Origin of the sequence: Leuconostoc sp. UCMA20149, assembly GCF_030400235.1 — a bacterium.
Taxonomy (GTDB): Bacteria; Bacillota; Bacilli; order Lactobacillales; family Lactobacillaceae; genus Leuconostoc; species Leuconostoc pseudomesenteroides.
This window is the reverse complement of sequence record NZ_VJYC01000001.1, coordinates 11392-29961: the sequence shown is the minus strand read 5'-3', so window position 1 is coordinate 29961 and position 18570 is coordinate 11392. Positions and strand designations below refer to the sequence as shown.

The following is an 18570-nucleotide window of genomic DNA, read 5'->3' as shown; positions in this document are numbered from 1 at the left end:
TCCTCCTTTCCTTAGAACTTCAAACCGTTTTCACGGGCTGATTCTGCTAGTGCTTGAACACGTCCATGATAAACGTAACCACCACGATCAAAGACAACTTCTTCAACCTTTGCGGCTTTACCACGTGCGGCGATCAATTCACCAACTTTAACTGCTTGTTCAGTCTTTGATCCCGTTACTTCGGCATCATGACTTGAGGCACTTGCTAGCGTTACACCCGCTACGTCATCAATTAATTGAGCGTAGATGTTTGCATTAGAACGGAAAACGTTCAAACGTGGGCGAGCAGCAGTACCAGAGATTTTTCCACGTACACGCTTGTGGCGCTTTACGCGAAGCTTATTCTTATCTGGTTTTGAAATCATAGCTGTGCTTTCCTTTTCTTATGGCTTATGCCATTTTAAAATATTTTTTAACAGAACTTGTACTACTAGCAGTAAATACTTACTTACCAGTCTTACCTTCCTTACGACGAACAACTTCACCTTCGTAACGAATACCTTTACCTTTATAAGGTTCTGGTGAACGAACGGCACGAATTTCAGCTGCTAAATCGCCGACTTTTTGCTTTGAAATACCTGAAATTTTAATTGTCAAAGCATCTGGTACTTCAACAGTTAACGCTTCACGATCTTCAAAGACAACTGGGTGAGAATAACCAACACTCAAAGTCAACTTTGAACCTGACTTTGCAGCACGGTAACCAACACCAACAAGTTTCAATGTCTTTGTGAATCCTTCAGATACACCTTCGACCATGTTTGCAACGTTGGCACGTGTAGTACCATGCAAAGCTTTGGTCTTGTTGTCGTCACTTTCACGTGTGAAAGAAACTTCAGTCCCTTCAACATTCATTGTGATTGCTGAAACGATTTCACGTGACAATTCACCCTTTGGTCCTTTAACTGTAACAACTGCACCTTCTTGAGATACAGTTACATCAGCAGGCAATGTGATTGTTTTGTTTCCAATACGGCTCATGGTAAGTCTCCTTTCTTAGATATATTACCAAACGTAGGCGAGTACTTCGCCGCCAACTTGCTTTGAACGAGCTTCTTTGTCAGTGATCACACCGGCAGAAGTTGAGATAATAGCAATTCCCAAACCATTCAAAACCTTTGGCAATTCTTCAGCCTTAGCATACTTACGCAAACCTGGCTTTGAGATACGCTTAATACCAGTAATCACACGATTACGGTCTTCTCCGTACTTGAGAAATACACGGATAACACCTTGCTTGTTGTCATCAATATATTCCACATCGCGGATGAAACCTTCTGATTTCAAGATTTCAGCGATACTCTTTTTAATTTTTGATGCTGGAATTTCAACAACTTCGTGATGTGCCAAGTTGGCATTACGAATGCGTGTCAATAAATCAGCAATTGGATCAGTCATAGACATCTATCGATATCCTCCTTTAAATTTTGAACGTAATCATGCAAAATGACACGCTCTTAACTATTATAGACTATTTTAGTCGATAACAGTTAAAAACGCGTCACTCATTTAGAGTAACAACATTTTTATTCACTAATTACTTAGTAAATGGCATTCCCAATTGTGTTAACAACTCACGACCTTCTTCGTCGTTTTGAGCAGTTGTAACAATAACAATGTCCAAACCGCGAACACGGTTAACTTTGTCAAAATCAATTTCTGGGAAAATCAATTGTTCACGAATACCCAAAGTGTAGTTACCACGGCCATCAAAAGCCTTTGATGATACACCACGGAAATCACGAACACGAGGCAATGAAATGTTGATCAACTTGTCTAAGAAGTCATACATACGTTCACCACGTAGTGTTACCTTAGTTCCGATTGACATACCTTCACGCAAACGGAAACCAGCGATTGACTTCTTTGCCTTTGTGATAACTGGTTGTTGTCCAGCAATCAACTTCAATTCTTCAACCGCTTCATCCAAGTTCTTTGAGTTTGAAACTGCATCACCAACACCCATGTTCAAGACAATTTTATCAATCTTTGGGGCTTGCATTGATGATTTGAAGTTAAACTTTTCGATCAAAGCAGGTTGAACTTCATTAACATATTTTTCTTTTAAAGCGTTAGCCATGAAAATGATTTCACCTTTCGATATTAGCCTAGTACGTTACCAGACTTTTTAGATACGCGAACTTTCTTGCCATCTTCCACTTTGAACCCAACACGTGTTGGTTCATTAGTTGAAGGGTCAAGCAATTGCACGTTAGAAACATGGATAGGTGCTTCGATATCGATAACACCACCTTGTGGATATTCGTTAGAAGGCTTTTGATGCTTCTTAACGATGTTCACGCCTTCGACAACGACGCGATCTTTTCCAGCAACAGTCTTAGTGATTGTGCCTTCTTTTCCCTTGTCTTTGCCGGCAATGACGCGAACCTTATCACCTGTTTTTACAAACATGATTTGGCTCCTCCTTGTCAGTATTAGAGCACTTCTGGTGCCAATGAAACAATACGCATGTAGTCGTTGTCACGTAATTCACGTGCAACTGGACCAAAAATACGCGTACCAACTGGTGATTTGTCGTCCTTCACGATAACAGCGGCATTTTCATCAAAATTAATGTATGAGCCATCTGCACGACGAACGTCAGATACAGTACGAACGATAACAGCCTTAACGACGTCACCCTTCTTTACGTTACCACCAGGGATAGCTTGCTTAACTGTTGCAACGATCATGTCGCCAACACCTGCAAACTTACGGCCTGAACCACCGAGCACTTTAATCGTCAAGATTTCACGTGCGCCAGAGTTATCAGCCACTTTTAAACGACTCTCTTGTTGAATCATGGTTCTTCCTCCTTGTTAGCAATTAATTACGACGTTTTGGGTCGAACATTAAAGAATAACAGCCTCTTCAACGATCTTAACCAAACGGAAGTGCTTAGTTGCAGACAAAGGACGTGTTTCCATGATTTGAACAATATCGCCTTGCTTGGCACTATTGTTTTCATCATGGGCCTTGAACTTCTTTGTGTACTTGACACGCTTACCATAGACGGCGTGTGTTAAATAAGTATCAACAGCGACAGTAATTGTCTTGTCCATCTTATCTGAAACAACGCGTCCTTGGTAAACCTTACGAGTATTACGTTCTTCACTCATTTTTCAGCTTCTTCCTTTCGTCTTATTTGTTGGCGTTTGCCAATTCTTGTGCACGAATAACTGTCTTAACTCGTGCAATGTCCTTACGAACTTGTGCGATACGCGCCGTGTTTTCCAATTGACCAGTAGCCAATTGGAAACGAAGGTTGAACAATTCTTCCTTGAATTCGGCTTCGCGCTTTTGCAAATCCGCAAGTGACAATTCTTTCAATTCACTTGCTTTAGCCATTATTCAGCCTCCCGAGCAATAATCTTCGTACGTACAGGCAACTTATGTTGTGCCAAACGCAATGCTTCACGTGCAGTTGCTTCAGGAACACCTGCCACTTCAAACATTACTTTGCCACGCTTAACAGGTTCAACCCATCCTTCGGGAGCACCCTTACCGTTACCCATTCGAACACCAACACCTTTTGATGTATATGACTTGTGAGGGAAGATTTTAATCCAAACCTTACCACCACGCTTCATATAACGTGTCATTGCAATACGAGCAGCTTCAATTTGACGGTTAGTGATCCAGCTTGATGTTGTTGCTTGCAAGCCAAAGTCACCAAATGTCACCGTCTTGCCACCTTTAGCTTCGCCACGCATGTGACCACGGTGTACACGACGGAATTTAACACGCTTTGGTACTAACATGTTTGCTTCCCTCCTTACTTACTGTTTTTCTTTTGTGGTAAAACATCACCACGGTAAATCCAAGTCTTGATACCCAAGTTACCATAAGCAGTCATTGCTTCATCCCATGAGTAGTCAATGTCTGCACGTAAAGTATGCAAAGGAACAGTTCCTTCAGTATATTGTTCAATACGGGCAATATCTGCACCGTTCAAACGACCTGAAACCATAACTTTGATACCCTTGGCACCGGCACGAGTAGCACGTTGAATGGCACCGCGCATTGCGCGACGGAAAGCCACACGGCGTTCCAAATCACCAGCAATTTGTTGTCCAACCAAATGTGCACTCAAGTCAGGCTTCTTGATTTCAACGATATTAATGAAAACACGCTTTGAACGACCCTTTTCATCTTTATCTGTCAATTTTGCCAATTGAGTACGAAGTTTTTCAACTTCTGACCCACCCTTACCAATTACCATTCCAGGCTTGGCAGTGTGGATTGAAACGTCAACACGTGACTTAGTGCTGCGTTCAATTTCAATGCGATCAACTGAGGCATCAGCTAAATTCTTTTCGATGTACTTACGAATACGCAAGTCTTCGTGAAGTTGGTTAGCATAATCAGCCTTGTCAGCAAACCACTTTGCGTCCCAGTCGCGAATAACGCCAACACGGAACCCAGTAGGGTTAATCTTTTGACCCATTACTTTGCCTCCTTCTCAGCAACCACAATTGTAATGTGGCTTGTACGCTTGTTGATAGGTGAAGCAGAACCTTTGGCACGTGGACGGAAACGCTTTAGCGTTGGTCCTTCGTTCGCGAAGGCTTCCTTCACAATAAGATCTTCTCTGTCTAGTGAGAAGTTGTTTTCAGCATTAGCAACTGCTGAGTTCAAAACCTTGTAAATATCTTCAGTAGAAGTATTAGGTAGGAACTTCAAAATTGCGTATGCTTCGTTAACGCTCTTACGGCGAATAGTGTCAAGAACTAAGCGTGCCTTACGTGGGGCAACGCGAACGATCTTAGCAGTCGCGCGAGCTGATGTAACTTGTTCAGCCATTTTTCACTTCCTCCTTATTTACCAGTCTTTTTATCGTCGTTCTTGTGTCCCTTGAACGTACGAGTTGGTACGAATTCACCTAACTTGTGACCGACCATATCTTCTTGCACATATACTGGAACGTGCTTGCGACCATCATAAACGGCAATTGTAAAGCCGATGAAGCTTGGGAAGATTGTTGAACGACGTGACCAAGTTTTGATCACTGATTTCTTTTCAGAATCAACTTGCGCTTCAATCTTCTTAAGCAAGTGTGGGTCCGCAAATGGTCCCTTTTTTAAACTACGAGCCATTAGTTGTCTCCTTTCCCTTACTTACTCTTACGACCGCGAACGATGAACTTTGTTGAAGCCTTCTTCTTATCGCGAGTCTTCTTACCGGCAGTCTTCTTACCCCATGGTGACATAGGACTTGGACGACCAACTGGTGCTTTACCTTCACCACCACCGTGTGGGTGATCGTTAGGGTTCATAACTGATCCACGAACATGTGGACGCTTTCCACGCCAACGGTTACGACCAGCTTTACCCCAGTTAATCAATGAATGCTCTGCGTTACCAACTTCACCAATTGTGGCGCGGTTAGTAGCCAAGACCAAACGTACTTCACCTGAAGTTAATCGAACAATGATGTACTTGCCATCACGTCCCAGAATTTGTGCTGATGTACCTGCTGAACGAGCCAATTGACCACCCTTACCAGGCTTTAATTCGATATTATGAATCAAAGTACCTTCAGGAATAGCACTCAATGGCAAGGCATTGCCGGGCTTAATGTCGGCATCAGGACCAGATTGAACTTTATCGCCAACCTTCAATCCCTTTGGCGCCAAGATATATGACTTAATACCATCTTCATATACCAACAAAGCAATGTTAGCTGTGCGATTTGGATCGTATTCGATAGCCTTAACAGTAGCTGTCTTGTCATCTTTAATACGCTTGAAGTCTACGATACGGTAGGCTTGCTTGTGTCCACCAGCATGGTGGCGAACTGTCATACGGCCTGATGCATTACGTGCACCAGTCTTTGACTTTTTAGCCAACAAACTCTTCTCGGGCGTTGTCTTAGTGATTTCAGCAAAATCTGAAGTCGTCATATTACGACGTCCGTTAGAGGTTGGCTTATATTTCTTGATAGCCAATGTCTTATCCTCCTATTTAGAATTAACCTTCGTTAAAGATTTGAATATCTTTTGAATCTTTTGACAACGTGACAGTTGCCTTCTTCAACTTACGTGTGTAACCAACATAACGACCTTGGCGCTTGAGCTTACCACGAACGTTTGCTGTGTTGAGACCTGAAACTTTAACATTAAAGATTTCTTCGATAGCTTTCTTGATTTCAGGCTTTTTCGCGCGAGTATCTACTTCGAAGACATAACGCTTACGTTCTGTTTGCGCCATTGAAGCTTCGGTGATGATAGGGCGACGGATAATATCGCGTGCATCCATTAGGCAAGACCTCCTTGGATTTCTTCGATTGATGATTGAACAATCACCAGCTTATCTGCATTAACAACGTCAAGTACGTTGATACCCTTTGTTGTCATAACTTGAACATTAGCCAAGTTACGTGCTGACAAGATTGCGTTTTCATTGTCTTCATCAACAACTACTAATGTCTTTGTGTCAGCTGACAAGTTAGCCAAAAATTTTTTAAAGTCTTGTGTCTTTGGTGCTTCAAATGACAAAGCATCAACAACGACCAACTTGTTATCAGCAACTTTTTGCGACAAAACTGACTTCAAAGCCAATTGATAAGCTTTACGGTTGATACGATAAGCGTATGAACGAGGTGTAGGACCAAAAACAATACCACCGCCACGGAACTGAGGCTCACGGATTGAACCAGCACGTGCACGACCAGTACCCTTTTGCTTCCAAGGCTTACGACCACCACCAGAAACAGCAGAGCGGTTCTTGACAGCATGTGTACCTTGACGCAATGATGCACGTTGCATCAATACTGCATCTGTAATAACGGCGTTGTTAGGTTCGATGGCGAAAACTGCGTCATTCAATTCGATTTCAGCAGCTTGACTACCATCTTGCTTTAATACAGCAACTTTAGTCATGATTGATTGTTCTCCTTTCTATATAGTTTGGATTAAGCTTCTTCTGAATCAGCGGCAGGTGCAGATACACCAGCCATTTTGATTTCAGGATGCTTTGCATTAACTTTAACAGTTGATTTGATTGTCAAAAGTGACTTGTTAGCGCCGGGAACATTTCCCTTCAATAGCAAGAGGTTATTTTCAACATCAACATGTACAATGGCAACATTTTGCATTGTGCGCTTGTTGTTACCCATACGACCTGGCAAGAGCTTACCCTTGAAGACGCGGTTAATAATCGCACCCATTGAACCAGGACGACGGTGATAACGTGAGCCGTGGGCCATAGGTCCACGAGACTGACCAAGACGCTTAATTGAGCCTTGGAAGCCATGTCCTTTTGTGATGCCCGTTACGTCGACGTATTCCCCTGCTTGGAATGTATCCACTTTGATTTCATCCCCTGCGTTAAATTCGCCTTCCGCGTCGCGGACTTCACGAACGTAGCGCTTAGGGGTCGTGTTTGCTTTTGAAGCGTGACCTTGTTCAGGTTTGTTTGACAAAACTGCACGTTTGTCTTGGTAACCGAGTTGAATAGCACTATAACCGTCTGTTTCTGCATTTTTTACTTGCAAAACGACGTTTGGTGTTGCTTCAACTACGGTAACTGCGATCAATTCGCCAGATTCTGTGAAAACCTGAGTCATACCGACTTTGCGGCCTAAGATACCTTTAGTCATGACTAATCTCCTTAATTATTTTGCTTGACTTATTTTTTGTCTCTAAGTTGAGACGCGAAGTTATATCCGTTAAGATTACAACTTGATTTCGATCGCAACACCTGATGGCAATTCAAGTTTACGCAATGCGTCAACTGTCTTGTCAGTAGGGTTCACAATGTCGATCAAACGCTTGTGCGTGCGCATTTCAAATTGTTCACGGCTATCCTTGTGCTTATGTGGTGAACGTAGAATTGTATACAATGTACGTTCAGTTGGCAATGGGATAGGACCAGCAATTTCTGCGCCCGTACGCTTAGCCGTTTCAACAATTTTTTCTGCTGATTGGTCTAAGATGCGGTGTTCGTATGCCTTCAAACGGATACGGATCTTCTTTTGTGCCATTATTTCGTGCCTCCTCGTTGATTTTGTAAATCAGCTAACTTCGATTAAAAACCGACAACACTGCTTGTGTTTTGCGCGCCCATGGCAACGCGGCCGCGCGTGTCGCAACCTTAATCATCATCGCTAAACATTGATACACCAGGCTTTCGGTAGGTTTATATGTCTACTGTTCCAAAAGCGTACTTAAATATAATAACAGAAAAACCCCTGCATTGCAAGGGTTTTGTACGATATTTCTTAATTATCAATAAAACAGTTTTCGTAATCCATTCATAACTTTATTTCCCAGTAATTCAACTTTGAATAACCTGAATGCCTGTTGTCGTAAGGTATCAAATACAAATACTAATCCGTATGTCAAAATTGCAAAAACGGGATATAAAATGCTGTTTAAGTAAAGTAGATGAGTTGTTTCATTCATTGGTAGATGATGCACAAAATTAAACAATTCATGAACGATATAGACCGCAAATGCCACACTAGCTGTTTTGTTTATCGCCTTACTATAAAAGGGTTTAAAGTTCATCATCACCACAAATAATAATACTGCGCTCACAAGAGGCATTGGACCGTAAGTGAAATCTACCCAAAATATCATTAGACAGTAAGTAAACGCTAAAGATATCATTAACCATAGCAAAGGATGTTTGATTGAAGTGCCAAACTTTTTAATATATATGCCAATTAAAAATGGACTAATAATATAGCCTAAGGCATTTCCCTGTCCCACATTGAAGTTAGTATTCGTGTACATCGCCAAGCTACTAAAAATAGTCACAGCTACAATAAGATAACTCAATTTTTGTTTTGATATTTTTGAAGTAACCGCTGTAATAAACGGCGCTAATACCATCAACATGACGAAGGCTTGAAAAAACCATAAAGTACCTAATGAGAACGGAAATATATCAGTCAAAATCTGTCGGATCAAACCTCTATTTGTCATAGAACCAAAAAAATTTGCAGGATTAATAATTTCAAAAATAGCTGTCAAAGCACCGTAAAACCACACCTCCGTCCACAACATCCACACCTTTTTGAACGACTTAGAAACTGTCATAATTTTCCCCGCAGAGAAATAGCCAGTAATTAAAACAAACAACGCCACCCCTATTTTTCCATACGGTCTGTAAAAATACACACCAATGATATTTAAAAGTTGTTCTAATGAGTTTGGAACTAATATAGGAGTTGATACAAAATTAATGTGGTACTTAATAATAGTCGGATCAATATATTGTGTTGAAGCAAAACTCAGATGATGCATCACAATCAAAATCATGGCTACTATACGTGCCAGTTCAATACGACTATCTCTCACTTTCACCACCAAACTATCTCCCGTCAAAATATGATCTGCCCATACCTAATCGATTTCGCCAATTTTTATATAACAAAAAATAAAATATTATGCCTACCAATGTTGTCAAGCTCAATAATATTGATATTTTATGCGCAAACGTTTTTTGATAGTGTAACCTGATCGTTGAACTACCATGTGGCTTGATAGATATTTTTCCCTTCACTACACTTATTTTCAATGGATGTCCAGCATCATTTGTAACTTTCCATCCCAAGTAATTTGTCATAGGTAGTGTTATTTCATGGGCCTGTCGGGGTATTTTATTAACCTGAAACTCATATCCTTCGTGAATTAACTTTAATTGACTCACTTTGCCATTAACCAACACTTGCGTGGCGTCCCTTTTATCTCCCCACATGCCAATTTGATAATTACCTGAAAATACAACACGATTTTTCGATAAATAATCCTTACTACCAATAGGTAACTGATAATAATTGTTAATTTGGTGGACAAAATTATTGTTCGTCACGGTATTGGGATATTTGGCTGACTTGGTACCATAATCACCTGTTTTATTATTCTGATAATAATAATTCATCTGCATAGCCCAAGCGCTGGAAATTGCTAAAAATACGCCTATTATCAAAATCCACCGAGATGTTAATTTTTGAATATAGCCCTCACGGACCAATATATCAATGCCCGCCACAACAAACAATGTACTGAACGTCATAACAATCGGATAAAATCGTCCCATCACTTGAAAGACATGTAACGGTGTTTTATACAAAATTTGTGTTGGTGCGTATGCAATAAGTAGAACGCTGGCAACCAACGCTATGCTAAGATGACGCATTTTGACAGAATAATTACGCGTGACTAGCAATGCACTACTAATCATGATAACCAAAACAAATACAAATGTTCCTACTGGTATTGCTGTCCAATTCAAAGTAGCCTCATTTTTTAAAGAAGCAGTGATTGATCCCCATACATCTAGTGGCTGCCACTGGCTATTGGGCCCAGCAATATGAACTGCTAAAGACTGCTGAATAAATGGCACAATATAAAATGCCGATAGCAGAAAAGTTGTTATCGCAGCTTTAATAAGCGCCAGAATAGTTGATTTAAGTATTAGCCTTTGTAATAGTGCAGTGATAAACATGACGCCCAACACCAAAAACAGTAACACGACAGACAACGCATGGTTGGTGAGCGTAATGGCACTCAGTAAACTGGCTATAAGCCATTTGTTCTGATGCTCAAACAAAATGAGATAAAATGCCCCAATAACCGCCGGAAACATTAAAATGCCAATTAATTCACCTGGTAAACCGCGGACAACTAATTCACCAAATGTGGCCGGAGCAAGAACATAAATAGTTGCAAATAGAAATGCTTTAAAACGTTTATCGTTACCCTTAAAGAAATGTGTACCAATATAATAATTGATTCCCATTGCTCCAGAAAGCAACAATACATAACCGATTAAAACTGCTGTCACTGCTTTTTGTACAACTAAATAAATCAAAGCCACGACATAAATAAACGAATATCCATAAAAAAGATTAACACCATAACCATTTTCACCAAACGTATAAGCCGAAATATCCGGAACCCATTTTCCGTTAAGAAATCCTTGGTAAATTTCGTACATTCTCGACAAATGAAAGGGGACGTCCCAGGAATTGATTACCATTGTTTGCTTGTAAAATTGAGGTAATATGGCAACAAACGCCAGCAGGACAAAAGATGCACCAATCTGCCACCCTTTAATTTTATTAACGCTATACTTCATTACTTTGATCTCCCAGCATGTTTTTTGATCATCTCTGTGTCATTTTAAATTCCAAAAAGGCATCATTATATTTTTCTGTCCATTTTTGCCCTAAGTCTGAATATACTTGCAAGTGACTCACAGTTTTGGCGTCTGGATAAAACTGTTTGTCCTCACGAATACTCTTAGGTAATAGTGCTAATGCCTTTTTGTTTGGCGTTGCATAACCGATATATTCTGCATTTTGGGCCGCATTTTTTGGCTCACTAATGAAATTTAAGAAAGCGTAGGCAGCCGCTGTATGTTTAGCAGTTTTGGGCATAACAATATTATCAAACCAAAGATTTGATCCCTCACTCGGCACGACATAATGCAAGTGTTTATTATTCGCCATTGCTTCAGACGCCTCACCTGAGTATGTTACAGCAATTGATGCTTCGTCTTGTGCCATGTACATTTTGATTTCGTCAGCAATAATTGCTTTAACATTTGGCATCAAGGTTGTTAGTTTGCCTTGAGCCGCCGCCAAATCAGCTGTTGACTTATCATTGACAGACTTTCCTTGTGTAATCAATGTAAAACCTAATACATCACGTGCCGAGTCAATTAACATGACTTGGTTTTTAAACTTTGACGACCATAAATCATCCCAATGTTGGACATCACTGGCCTTTAGGTACTTATCATTGTAGATAATACCTAAAGTTCCCCAAAAGTAAGGTACAGAATATTTGTTGTGTCTATCAAAAGATTGGTTAAGGAAGCGACTGTCGTAATTTTTTAACCCAGTCAACTTCTGATGATCTAGTGGCAACAATAAATTTGCAGCCTTCATTTTTTCAATCATATATTCCGACGGCACAGCTAAATCATAGGATGTCCCGCCTTGCTTAACCTTCGTAAACATGGCTTCATTGGAATCAAAAGTTTCGTAACTGACTTTGTAACCTGTCTCTTTAGTAAACTTTTTAAGTAAGGCGGGATCAATATAGTCTCCCCAGTTATACAAATTCAAAACTTTAGACCCACCTTCACCACTGCCGGTTTTGGCAGCCAAATAGCGCTGGGCAGTAAACAAAACAGCGACAACGGCTAGAATAGCAACAACGCTAGTTAATAACTTTTTCATGTTATAAACCCTCCGTAGCCGGTGTTACCAATCGCGTACCGCGCTTTTTATTTTTAGATGAGCGCGTTGAAATAACGTAATATAGTAAGACCAGCACGAGCGATACAACAAACATCATTGCCGACAAGGCATTAATTTCCAAGCTAACCCCTTGACGGGCCCGAGAGTATATTTCAACAGATAACGTCGAAAATCCATTACCAGTTACGAAAAATGTCACCGCAAAATCATCCAAAGAATACGTAAATGCCATAAAAAATCCAGCCAAAATACCTGGCGATATAACGGGTAAAATCACGCGCGACAACATTTGCCAGTTATTAGCGCCTAAATCTTTAGCAGCAGCAACTAAAGATTGATTCATTTCTTGGAGTCTCGGCAAAACCATCAACACAACAATCGGAATACTAAAGGCAATATGTGACAGGAGCACTGACGCAAATCCTAATGAAAAACCGACAACTGTAAACAATATCAAAAACGAAGCGCCAATAATAACATCGGGTGATACCAACAAAATATTGTTTAGCGATAAGAAAATATTTTTAATCAACTGATTGCGCTGATCATAAATATACAGCGCACCAGCCGTTCCCAAAATGCTAGCCAAAAGCGAGGACAATAATGCAATTAAAAAAGTATTAACCACAATCTCAATAATGCGCGTATCTGCGAACAGCTCAGCGTAATGCTTCAACGAAAAGCCATCCCATCCTTGCATCACATCACCTGCATTAAATGAATAAATAATCAAGAAAAAAATAGGTAAGTACAGCAAAATGAAAACAAACCACAAATATAAATTTGACCATTTAAAAGCTTTTTTCATTTATATTACTCACTTTCTCGTGTTCTTTTTGACACGATCACGCGTCAAAATCATCGTCACAACCATCGCTACAATTAAAATCACACCAATTGTCGATCCTAGTTGCCAGTTTTGGGTTACTAAAAAATGTTCCTCAATTGCTGTACCTAACGTAATCACACGATTACCGCCTATCAAACGTGTAATCATAAACAATGACAAACTTGGAATGAAAACAGCTTGAATGCCCGCCTTCACCCCCGGCATTGATAATGGCAAAATGACTCGTCGTAACGTTTGCCATTTATTAGCACCCAAATCACGACTAGCTTGCTCCAGTTTTGGATCAATTTCTGCCAACGAATTAAAAATCGGCAAAATCATAAACGGAATTTCAATGTAGGCAGCAACTAACAAAAAACTCCAATCAGAGAACAACAGTTGCTGTGGTGCAATGCCAAAAAAGCTCATAAAATTATTAACCGTACCGGTTTTTGACAATAGGCCAATAAACGCATAAGTCTTTAACAACAAATTAATCCACGTTGGCAGGATCACTAATAACAACCAAAATTGTTTTTGCTTGAGTTGATTGAGTAGGTAAGCCATCGGGTAGCTAATCACCAATGTAATTAGTGTAATCAGGAAAGCAAACCAAACTGAGTTAAACGTCATGCGGAGGTATGTACCACTACCAAAATAAACAGCATAGTTATGTAACGTTAACCCACCATTGGCGTTAGTTAGCGATTGAAATAACAATAAAACGAGTGGCGCAATAACAAATAACAATAACCACGCGCCATAAGGCACGAGATAAAATAACTGACGCTGTTGTTTACTCTTCATCATCATCCTCGTAACTTTCCAAACGCGCGTCAAAATCATCTTCAGACTCATTAAATCGCATGATGTGAATGTCTTCCGGATCAAATGTCAAACCAACTCGTTCTCCCACTTGGGCCGAGTTCGTTGCTTGAACTTGCCACTCGTTACCGTCATCATCAATTGCTGTAATTTCATAATAATCACCACGAAATGATTGATCATCAATTGTCACAATTAACTTACCATTTTCGATTGTGGTTAAATCTAAGTCTTCAGGGCGCAAGACAACTTCAACACGTTCATTGGGTCGCATTCCAGCATCAACATTTTCAAAATCTTTGCCCACAAAATGAACAACATAATCCGTTTTCATGATGCCATCTACAATGTTACTCTCACCAATAAAATCCGCAACAAAATGGTTAATTGGTTCATCATATATATCCTCTGGTGTCCCATTTTGCTGTATGACCCCGTCATTCATCACAAAAATCCAATCAGACATAGCTAGTGCTTCTTCTTGATCATGCGTCACAAAAACAAAGGTAATACCAAGTCTTTGCTGAATTTCACGGAGCTCATACTGCATGTCTTTGCGCAACTTGTAATCCAATGCAGACAATGGTTCATCGAGTAACAAAACTTTTGGATCATTAGCCAAAGCGCGCGCAATCGCCACACGCTGCCGTTGCCCACCTGACAGCTCACTAATATCACGATCAGCATATTGGTCAAGTTTAACCAACTTCAACATGTCATGAACCTGCCGTTCAATATCGTTCTTTGACATTTTTTTTATGGACGGACCAAAAGCCACGTTTTCAAAAACATTCATATTCGGAAATAATGCATAATCTTGGAAAACAGTGTTAACAGTTCGTTTTTCCACTGGCACATCATTGATACGCTTGTTTTCAAATAAAATATCACCTGAAGTTGCCGCCAATTGACCAGAAATCAAGTTTAAAATTGTTGTTTTACCAGATCCTGAGGGTCCCAACAAGGTATAAAATTTACCTTGTTCTAAAGACAAGTCGATGCCCTTCAAAATCTCTGTGTCACCATAAGCTAAGCTTACAGACTTAAATTCAATAATTGGTGTTTGCTCTGCCAAATTCTCAACCTCAACTCTTTTCGATAATTTCAATTTTACACTAATTTTGAAGACATAAAAAGAAAATCATATTTGACCATTTAGCTTCAGTGGCTATGCGTCAATGATCTTTTCACGATTTTCAACAACAACAATAGCAATTGTCATTAAGATGAACAAAATAACAATAACGATAATTTGCGGTGTCCAAGAATGCCACCAACCATATGCATAACCAAACATAGCTGGACCAACTGCCGCAATCAAATAGCCACCGCTTTGCGACATACCGGACAATTGTGCCGTTTGTCCCGGTGTGCTGGTTTTAAGCGTGAATGTGGTCATCAAATATGGAAACAACACCGAAGTACCGACACCAATAAATAAATTGACCAGTAACCAGTAGGTAAAAGTGCCTTGTGGATTCAGCAACAGGAGGTAGCCAATTGTACCTAAAATTGAAAAGCCAGCAACTAGCCACTGCCTTTGGCGTTTGTTCAATCGAACAACAATTGACGGTACTGTTAGTGCAAATGGTAGACCAATTAATGAGTTAAGACCAGAAAATAAACCAGCAGTTGCCGGCGTTAATCCAGTCTGAATCGCCATAGTTGGCCCCCACGCCATCAAAACATAGAACATTGCAGATTGCATACCACCAAAAAACAACAATAACCAAGCATTGCGATTTTTCCAAACGTTGAATCGGACTGTTTTCTTGTGATCACTCGCCATTTGAGTGACTTGTCTATTTGCCGCAAACCGTTCATTAGGTAACCAAACCAGCAAAGCACCAACGAGCAAGATTGTCAACAATCCCACAAAAACCTGCCAACTAGTTAATGCCGTTATTGGCGCTGCCAAACTAGCGCCAACTGCCGTTGCTAACATCATGCTAAATGTAAAGACAGACGTCATTGGACCGACTTTCATCGGAAAATACGTTCGAATAACACTAGGCAGTAACACATTCATGTGGGCAACACCAATACCAATCAGCATTGTCCCAATGTAGAGGAAAGTTGTATTAATAACTCTAATGCCAGACCCAACAATTAACAGCATCAACATCAATGCAAATGCCCTTTCTAGCCCAATCTTTTGAGCCACTTTAGGTGCTGTTGAAGAAAACAAGGCAAACGCTATCAGCGGAATAGTTGTTAGCATGCCCAATTGTCCAACAGGCACACCCTCTGATTTGGAAATACTACTCAAAATTGGCGGCATAGCTGTGAATGGTAATCGCAAAATCATGCCAACAACAACAATTCCTGGAATTAAAAACTTACTATGATTTTTCATTTCAATTTCCCTAATAATAACAAAACAGCGCCACTCTGTTGAGTGACGCCGTTTATACTGAACCATCAGTCAGTCAAAGATTAATTTTCTTGACCGTGGGTCTTGATAATTTCTTCTTGAATGTTCTTAGGAACAGCTTCGTAGTGATCGAAAACCATTTGGAATGTACCACGACCTTGCGTTGCTGAACGCAAAGTAGTTGCATAACCAAACATTTCTGACAAAGGCACCTTAGCCTTAACTGCCAAAACTGGACCACGTGACTCTTGACCTTCAATCATACCACGGCGTGCTGAGACGTGTCCCATAACATCACCCAGGTTGTCTTCAGGTGCAACAATATCAACGGCCATAATTGGTTCCAAAATAACCGCGCCGGCTGTCTTAGCAGCTTCGCGCAAAGCCAATGAAGCAGCAATCTTAAAGGCAGCTTCACTTGAATCGACATCGTGATATGAACCATCATACAACTTAGCTTTCAAATCAACTAATGGGAATCCAGCCAAAGGACCAGCATTCAATGCGTCCTTCAAACCAGCTTCAACTGATGGAATATATTCACGAGGCACAACACCACCAACGATGGCATCTTCGAATTCAAATCCAGCACCTTCTTCGTTTGGTGAGAATTCAATCCAAACATCACCATACTGACCTTTACCACCAGATTGACGCTTGAAGTAACCACGTGCTTGTACTGTCTTAGTAAAGGCTTCACGATAAGCAACTTGTGGCGCACCAACAGTGGCTTCAACATTGAATTCACGACGCATACGATCAACCATGATATCCAATTGCAATTCACCCATACCAGCAATCAATGTTTGACCAGTTTCAGGGTTAGTTGTGGCACGGAATGAAGGATCTTCTTCAGCCAATTTTTGAATGGCATTTGACAATTTGTCTTGATCAGCCTTTGTCTTTGGTTCGATAGCCAATTCGATAACTGGTTCTGGGAACTCCATTGATTCCAGAATCAATTGATGATCAACAGCTGTCAAAGAATCACCAGTTGTCGTGTTCTTCAAACCAATAGCCGCAGCAATATCACCAGAGAATACTTCTTCAATTTCAGTACGTGAAGTAGCGTGCATTTGTAGCAAACGACCAACACGTTCACGTGTATCAGAGGAGGTATTTTGTACGTATGAACCTGATTGCAATGTACCAGTATAGACACGCATAAATGTCAAACGACCAACGAATGGATCTGTCATGATCTTGAACGCCAAAGCAGCGAAAGGCTTTGAATCATCAGCGATCAAATCAACTTCTTCATCTGTCTTTGGATCTTTAGCGATATATGGCTTAACATCCAAAGGTCCTGGCAAATAGTCAACAACGGCATCCAACATCATCTGAACACCCTTATCTTTATAAGCTGAACCCGCAAGAATTGGGTAGAATTGAAGTGCTAGTGTAGCACGACGAATGGCTGCCTTCAATTCTTCAATAGAAATATCTTCACCTTCAAGATACTTTTCCATCAAATCATCATCGACATCAGCAACAGCTTCAATCAATGTATTACGCTTTTCTTCCGCCAAGTCTTTCAAATCAGCTGGAATATCACGTGGTTCCCACTTTTCACCAAGTTCATCAACTGGGTAATAAGCTTCTTGTGTAATCAAGTCAATAACGGCTTCGAAGTCATCCTCAGCACCGATTGGCCATTGGATTGCTTCAGCATTAACTTGCAAACGTTCGTGCATTGAGTCAACTGACATTTGGAAATCAGCGCCCATTTTGTCCATCTTGTTAACAAAGACGATACGTGGCACATCATAAGTTGTGGCCTGACGCCACACTGTCTCTGTTTGTGGTTCAACACCAGCTGCACCATCAAGTACGGCTACGGCACCATCAAGAACACGCAAAGCACGTTCAACTTCGATTGTGAAGTCCACGTGTCCAGGTGTATCAATGATGTTAACGCGATAAGGTGTCTTTTCAAATTGATCAAAGAAACCGTGCCAAACAGCTGTTGTAGCAGCTGATTGGATTGTGATTCCACGTTCCTTTTCTTGTTCCATGAAATCCATTTGTGAAGCACCATCATGTGTTTCACCAATTTTGTGAATTTTACCTGTATAGTACAAGATACGTTCAGTAGTCGTTGTCTTACCCGCATCAATGTGGGCCATGATTCCGATGTTACGTGTACGCTCTAGTGGGTATTCACGTTTTGCCATTGTGAGTTATCTCCTGGTTTAGTTATATATGCAACAAAAAGCGACACATAATTGTGTTCGCTTTTTGATGGTGCTTGTTTTGACAAACACCATCTATGACAATTGTACACTATTTGACGCGCAAGAATAATTAAATTCTTGTCATCAACAGA

General features: G+C 40.5%; 25 protein-coding genes. All 25 read right to left on the bottom strand.

Annotation, left to right across the window (positions count from 1 at the left end):
- Positions 1–11: 11 nt before the first annotated feature.
- Positions 12–365 (bottom strand): 50S ribosomal protein L18, encoded by a 354-nt coding sequence (gene rplR, locus FF105_RS00240; protein ID WP_004911242.1) that lies wholly within the window; start codon positions 363–365, stop codon positions 12–14.
- Positions 366–444: 79 nt separating this feature from the next.
- A complete protein-coding gene (gene rplF, locus FF105_RS00235; protein ID WP_004911247.1) occupies positions 445–981 on the bottom strand; it encodes a 50S ribosomal protein L6 in 537 nt (178 codons plus the stop codon).
- Positions 982–1005: 24 nt separating this feature from the next.
- Positions 1006–1404, bottom strand: coding sequence for a 30S ribosomal protein S8 (gene rpsH / locus FF105_RS00230; protein WP_010280531.1), 399 nt, complete (start codon positions 1402–1404; stop codon positions 1006–1008).
- A 133-nt stretch (positions 1405–1537) separates the two neighbouring features.
- On the bottom strand, positions 1538–2080 hold the full coding sequence (gene rplE, locus FF105_RS00225; protein ID WP_004911253.1) for a 50S ribosomal protein L5: 543 nt from the start codon (positions 2078–2080) through the stop codon (positions 1538–1540).
- A 23-nt stretch (positions 2081–2103) separates the two neighbouring features.
- Positions 2104–2412, bottom strand: coding sequence for a 50S ribosomal protein L24 (rplX, locus tag FF105_RS00220; protein ID WP_002816025.1), 309 nt, complete (start codon positions 2410–2412; stop codon positions 2104–2106).
- A gap of 23 nt (positions 2413–2435) precedes the next feature.
- Positions 2436–2804 carry a 50S ribosomal protein L14 gene (gene rplN / locus FF105_RS00215; protein WP_004911257.1) on the bottom strand — a complete coding sequence of 123 codons (369 nt, stop codon included), beginning with the start codon at positions 2802–2804 and terminating at the stop codon, positions 2436–2438.
- A gap of 48 nt (positions 2805–2852) precedes the next feature.
- The gene (rpsQ, locus tag FF105_RS00210) at positions 2853–3119 is read right to left on the bottom strand and encodes a 30S ribosomal protein S17 (protein ID WP_004911259.1); all 267 of its coding nucleotides are present in this window, start codon (positions 3117–3119) and stop codon (positions 2853–2855) included.
- A 22-nt stretch (positions 3120–3141) separates the two neighbouring features.
- Positions 3142–3348, bottom strand: a complete 207-nt coding sequence (gene rpmC, locus FF105_RS00205) for a 50S ribosomal protein L29 (RefSeq protein WP_002816028.1) — start codon at positions 3346–3348, stop codon at positions 3142–3144.
- Positions 3348–3761 carry a 50S ribosomal protein L16 gene (rplP, locus tag FF105_RS00200; protein WP_002816029.1) on the bottom strand — a complete coding sequence of 138 codons (414 nt, stop codon included), beginning with the start codon at positions 3759–3761 and terminating at the stop codon, positions 3348–3350. Before rplP ends, rpmC begins: the two co-directional genes overlap by 1 nt.
- 14 nt (positions 3762–3775) lie before the next feature.
- Positions 3776–4447 carry a 30S ribosomal protein S3 gene (gene rpsC / locus FF105_RS00195; protein WP_004911266.1) on the bottom strand — a complete coding sequence of 224 codons (672 nt, stop codon included), beginning with the start codon at positions 4445–4447 and terminating at the stop codon, positions 3776–3778.
- Positions 4447–4803, bottom strand: a complete 357-nt coding sequence (gene rplV / locus FF105_RS00190; RefSeq protein WP_004911267.1) for a 50S ribosomal protein L22 — start codon at positions 4801–4803, stop codon at positions 4447–4449. Before rplV ends, rpsC begins: the two co-directional genes overlap by 1 nt.
- Before the next feature lie 14 nt (positions 4804–4817).
- Positions 4818–5096: a 30S ribosomal protein S19 gene (rpsS, locus tag FF105_RS00185; RefSeq protein WP_002816034.1), complete on the bottom strand. Its 279-nt coding sequence runs from the start codon at positions 5094–5096 to the stop codon at positions 4818–4820.
- 17 nt (positions 5097–5113) lie between these two features.
- Positions 5114–5947 (bottom strand): 50S ribosomal protein L2, encoded by an 834-nt coding sequence (gene rplB, locus FF105_RS00180; protein ID WP_010296466.1) that lies wholly within the window; start codon positions 5945–5947, stop codon positions 5114–5116.
- A gap of 22 nt (positions 5948–5969) precedes the next feature.
- Entirely contained in the window at positions 5970–6257 is a 288-nt protein-coding gene (gene rplW / locus FF105_RS00175) for a 50S ribosomal protein L23 (protein ID WP_010296468.1), read from the bottom strand.
- Positions 6257–6880, bottom strand: a complete 624-nt coding sequence (rplD, locus tag FF105_RS00170; RefSeq protein ID WP_290045867.1) for a 50S ribosomal protein L4 — start codon at positions 6878–6880, stop codon at positions 6257–6259. Before rplD ends, rplW begins: the two co-directional genes overlap by 1 nt.
- A 32-nt stretch (positions 6881–6912) precedes the next feature.
- A complete protein-coding gene (rplC, locus tag FF105_RS00165) occupies positions 6913–7599 on the bottom strand; it encodes a 50S ribosomal protein L3 (protein WP_010296472.1) in 687 nt (228 codons plus the stop codon).
- A 75-nt stretch (positions 7600–7674) separates the two neighbouring features.
- Positions 7675–7983: a 30S ribosomal protein S10 gene (gene rpsJ, locus FF105_RS00160; RefSeq protein ID WP_002816040.1), complete on the bottom strand. Its 309-nt coding sequence runs from the start codon at positions 7981–7983 to the stop codon at positions 7675–7677.
- A 244-nt stretch (positions 7984–8227) separates the two neighbouring features.
- Positions 8228–9310: an acyltransferase family protein gene (locus FF105_RS00155; RefSeq protein ID WP_147651111.1), complete on the bottom strand. Its 1083-nt coding sequence runs from the start codon at positions 9308–9310 to the stop codon at positions 8228–8230.
- A gap of 7 nt (positions 9311–9317) precedes the next feature.
- Positions 9318–11087 (bottom strand): membrane protein, encoded by a 1770-nt coding sequence (locus tag FF105_RS00150; RefSeq protein WP_010292939.1) that lies wholly within the window; start codon positions 11085–11087, stop codon positions 9318–9320.
- 28 nt (positions 11088–11115) lie between these two features.
- Positions 11116–12195, bottom strand: coding sequence for an ABC transporter substrate-binding protein (locus FF105_RS00145; protein WP_010292937.1), 1080 nt, complete (start codon positions 12193–12195; stop codon positions 11116–11118).
- A gap of 1 nt (position 12196) precedes the next feature.
- Positions 12197–13024, bottom strand: coding sequence for an ABC transporter permease (locus FF105_RS00140; RefSeq protein WP_010292935.1), 828 nt, complete (start codon positions 13022–13024; stop codon positions 12197–12199).
- A gap of 9 nt (positions 13025–13033) precedes the next feature.
- Positions 13034–13855, bottom strand: coding sequence for an ABC transporter permease (locus tag FF105_RS00135; RefSeq protein ID WP_031941314.1), 822 nt, complete (start codon positions 13853–13855; stop codon positions 13034–13036).
- Complete coding sequence (locus FF105_RS00130; RefSeq protein WP_010292931.1) at positions 13842–14945, bottom strand: ABC transporter ATP-binding protein; 1104 nt, start codon at positions 14943–14945, stop codon at positions 13842–13844. Before FF105_RS00130 ends, FF105_RS00135 begins: the two co-directional genes overlap by 14 nt.
- A 93-nt stretch (positions 14946–15038) precedes the next feature.
- The gene (locus FF105_RS00125; protein ID WP_010292929.1) at positions 15039–16226 is read right to left on the bottom strand and encodes a CynX/NimT family MFS transporter; all 1188 of its coding nucleotides are present in this window, start codon (positions 16224–16226) and stop codon (positions 15039–15041) included.
- 80 nt (positions 16227–16306) lie between these two features.
- Positions 16307–18418, bottom strand: coding sequence for an elongation factor G (fusA, locus tag FF105_RS00120; protein WP_139968045.1), 2112 nt, complete (start codon positions 18416–18418; stop codon positions 16307–16309).
- Positions 18419–18570: the final 152 nt, after the last annotated feature.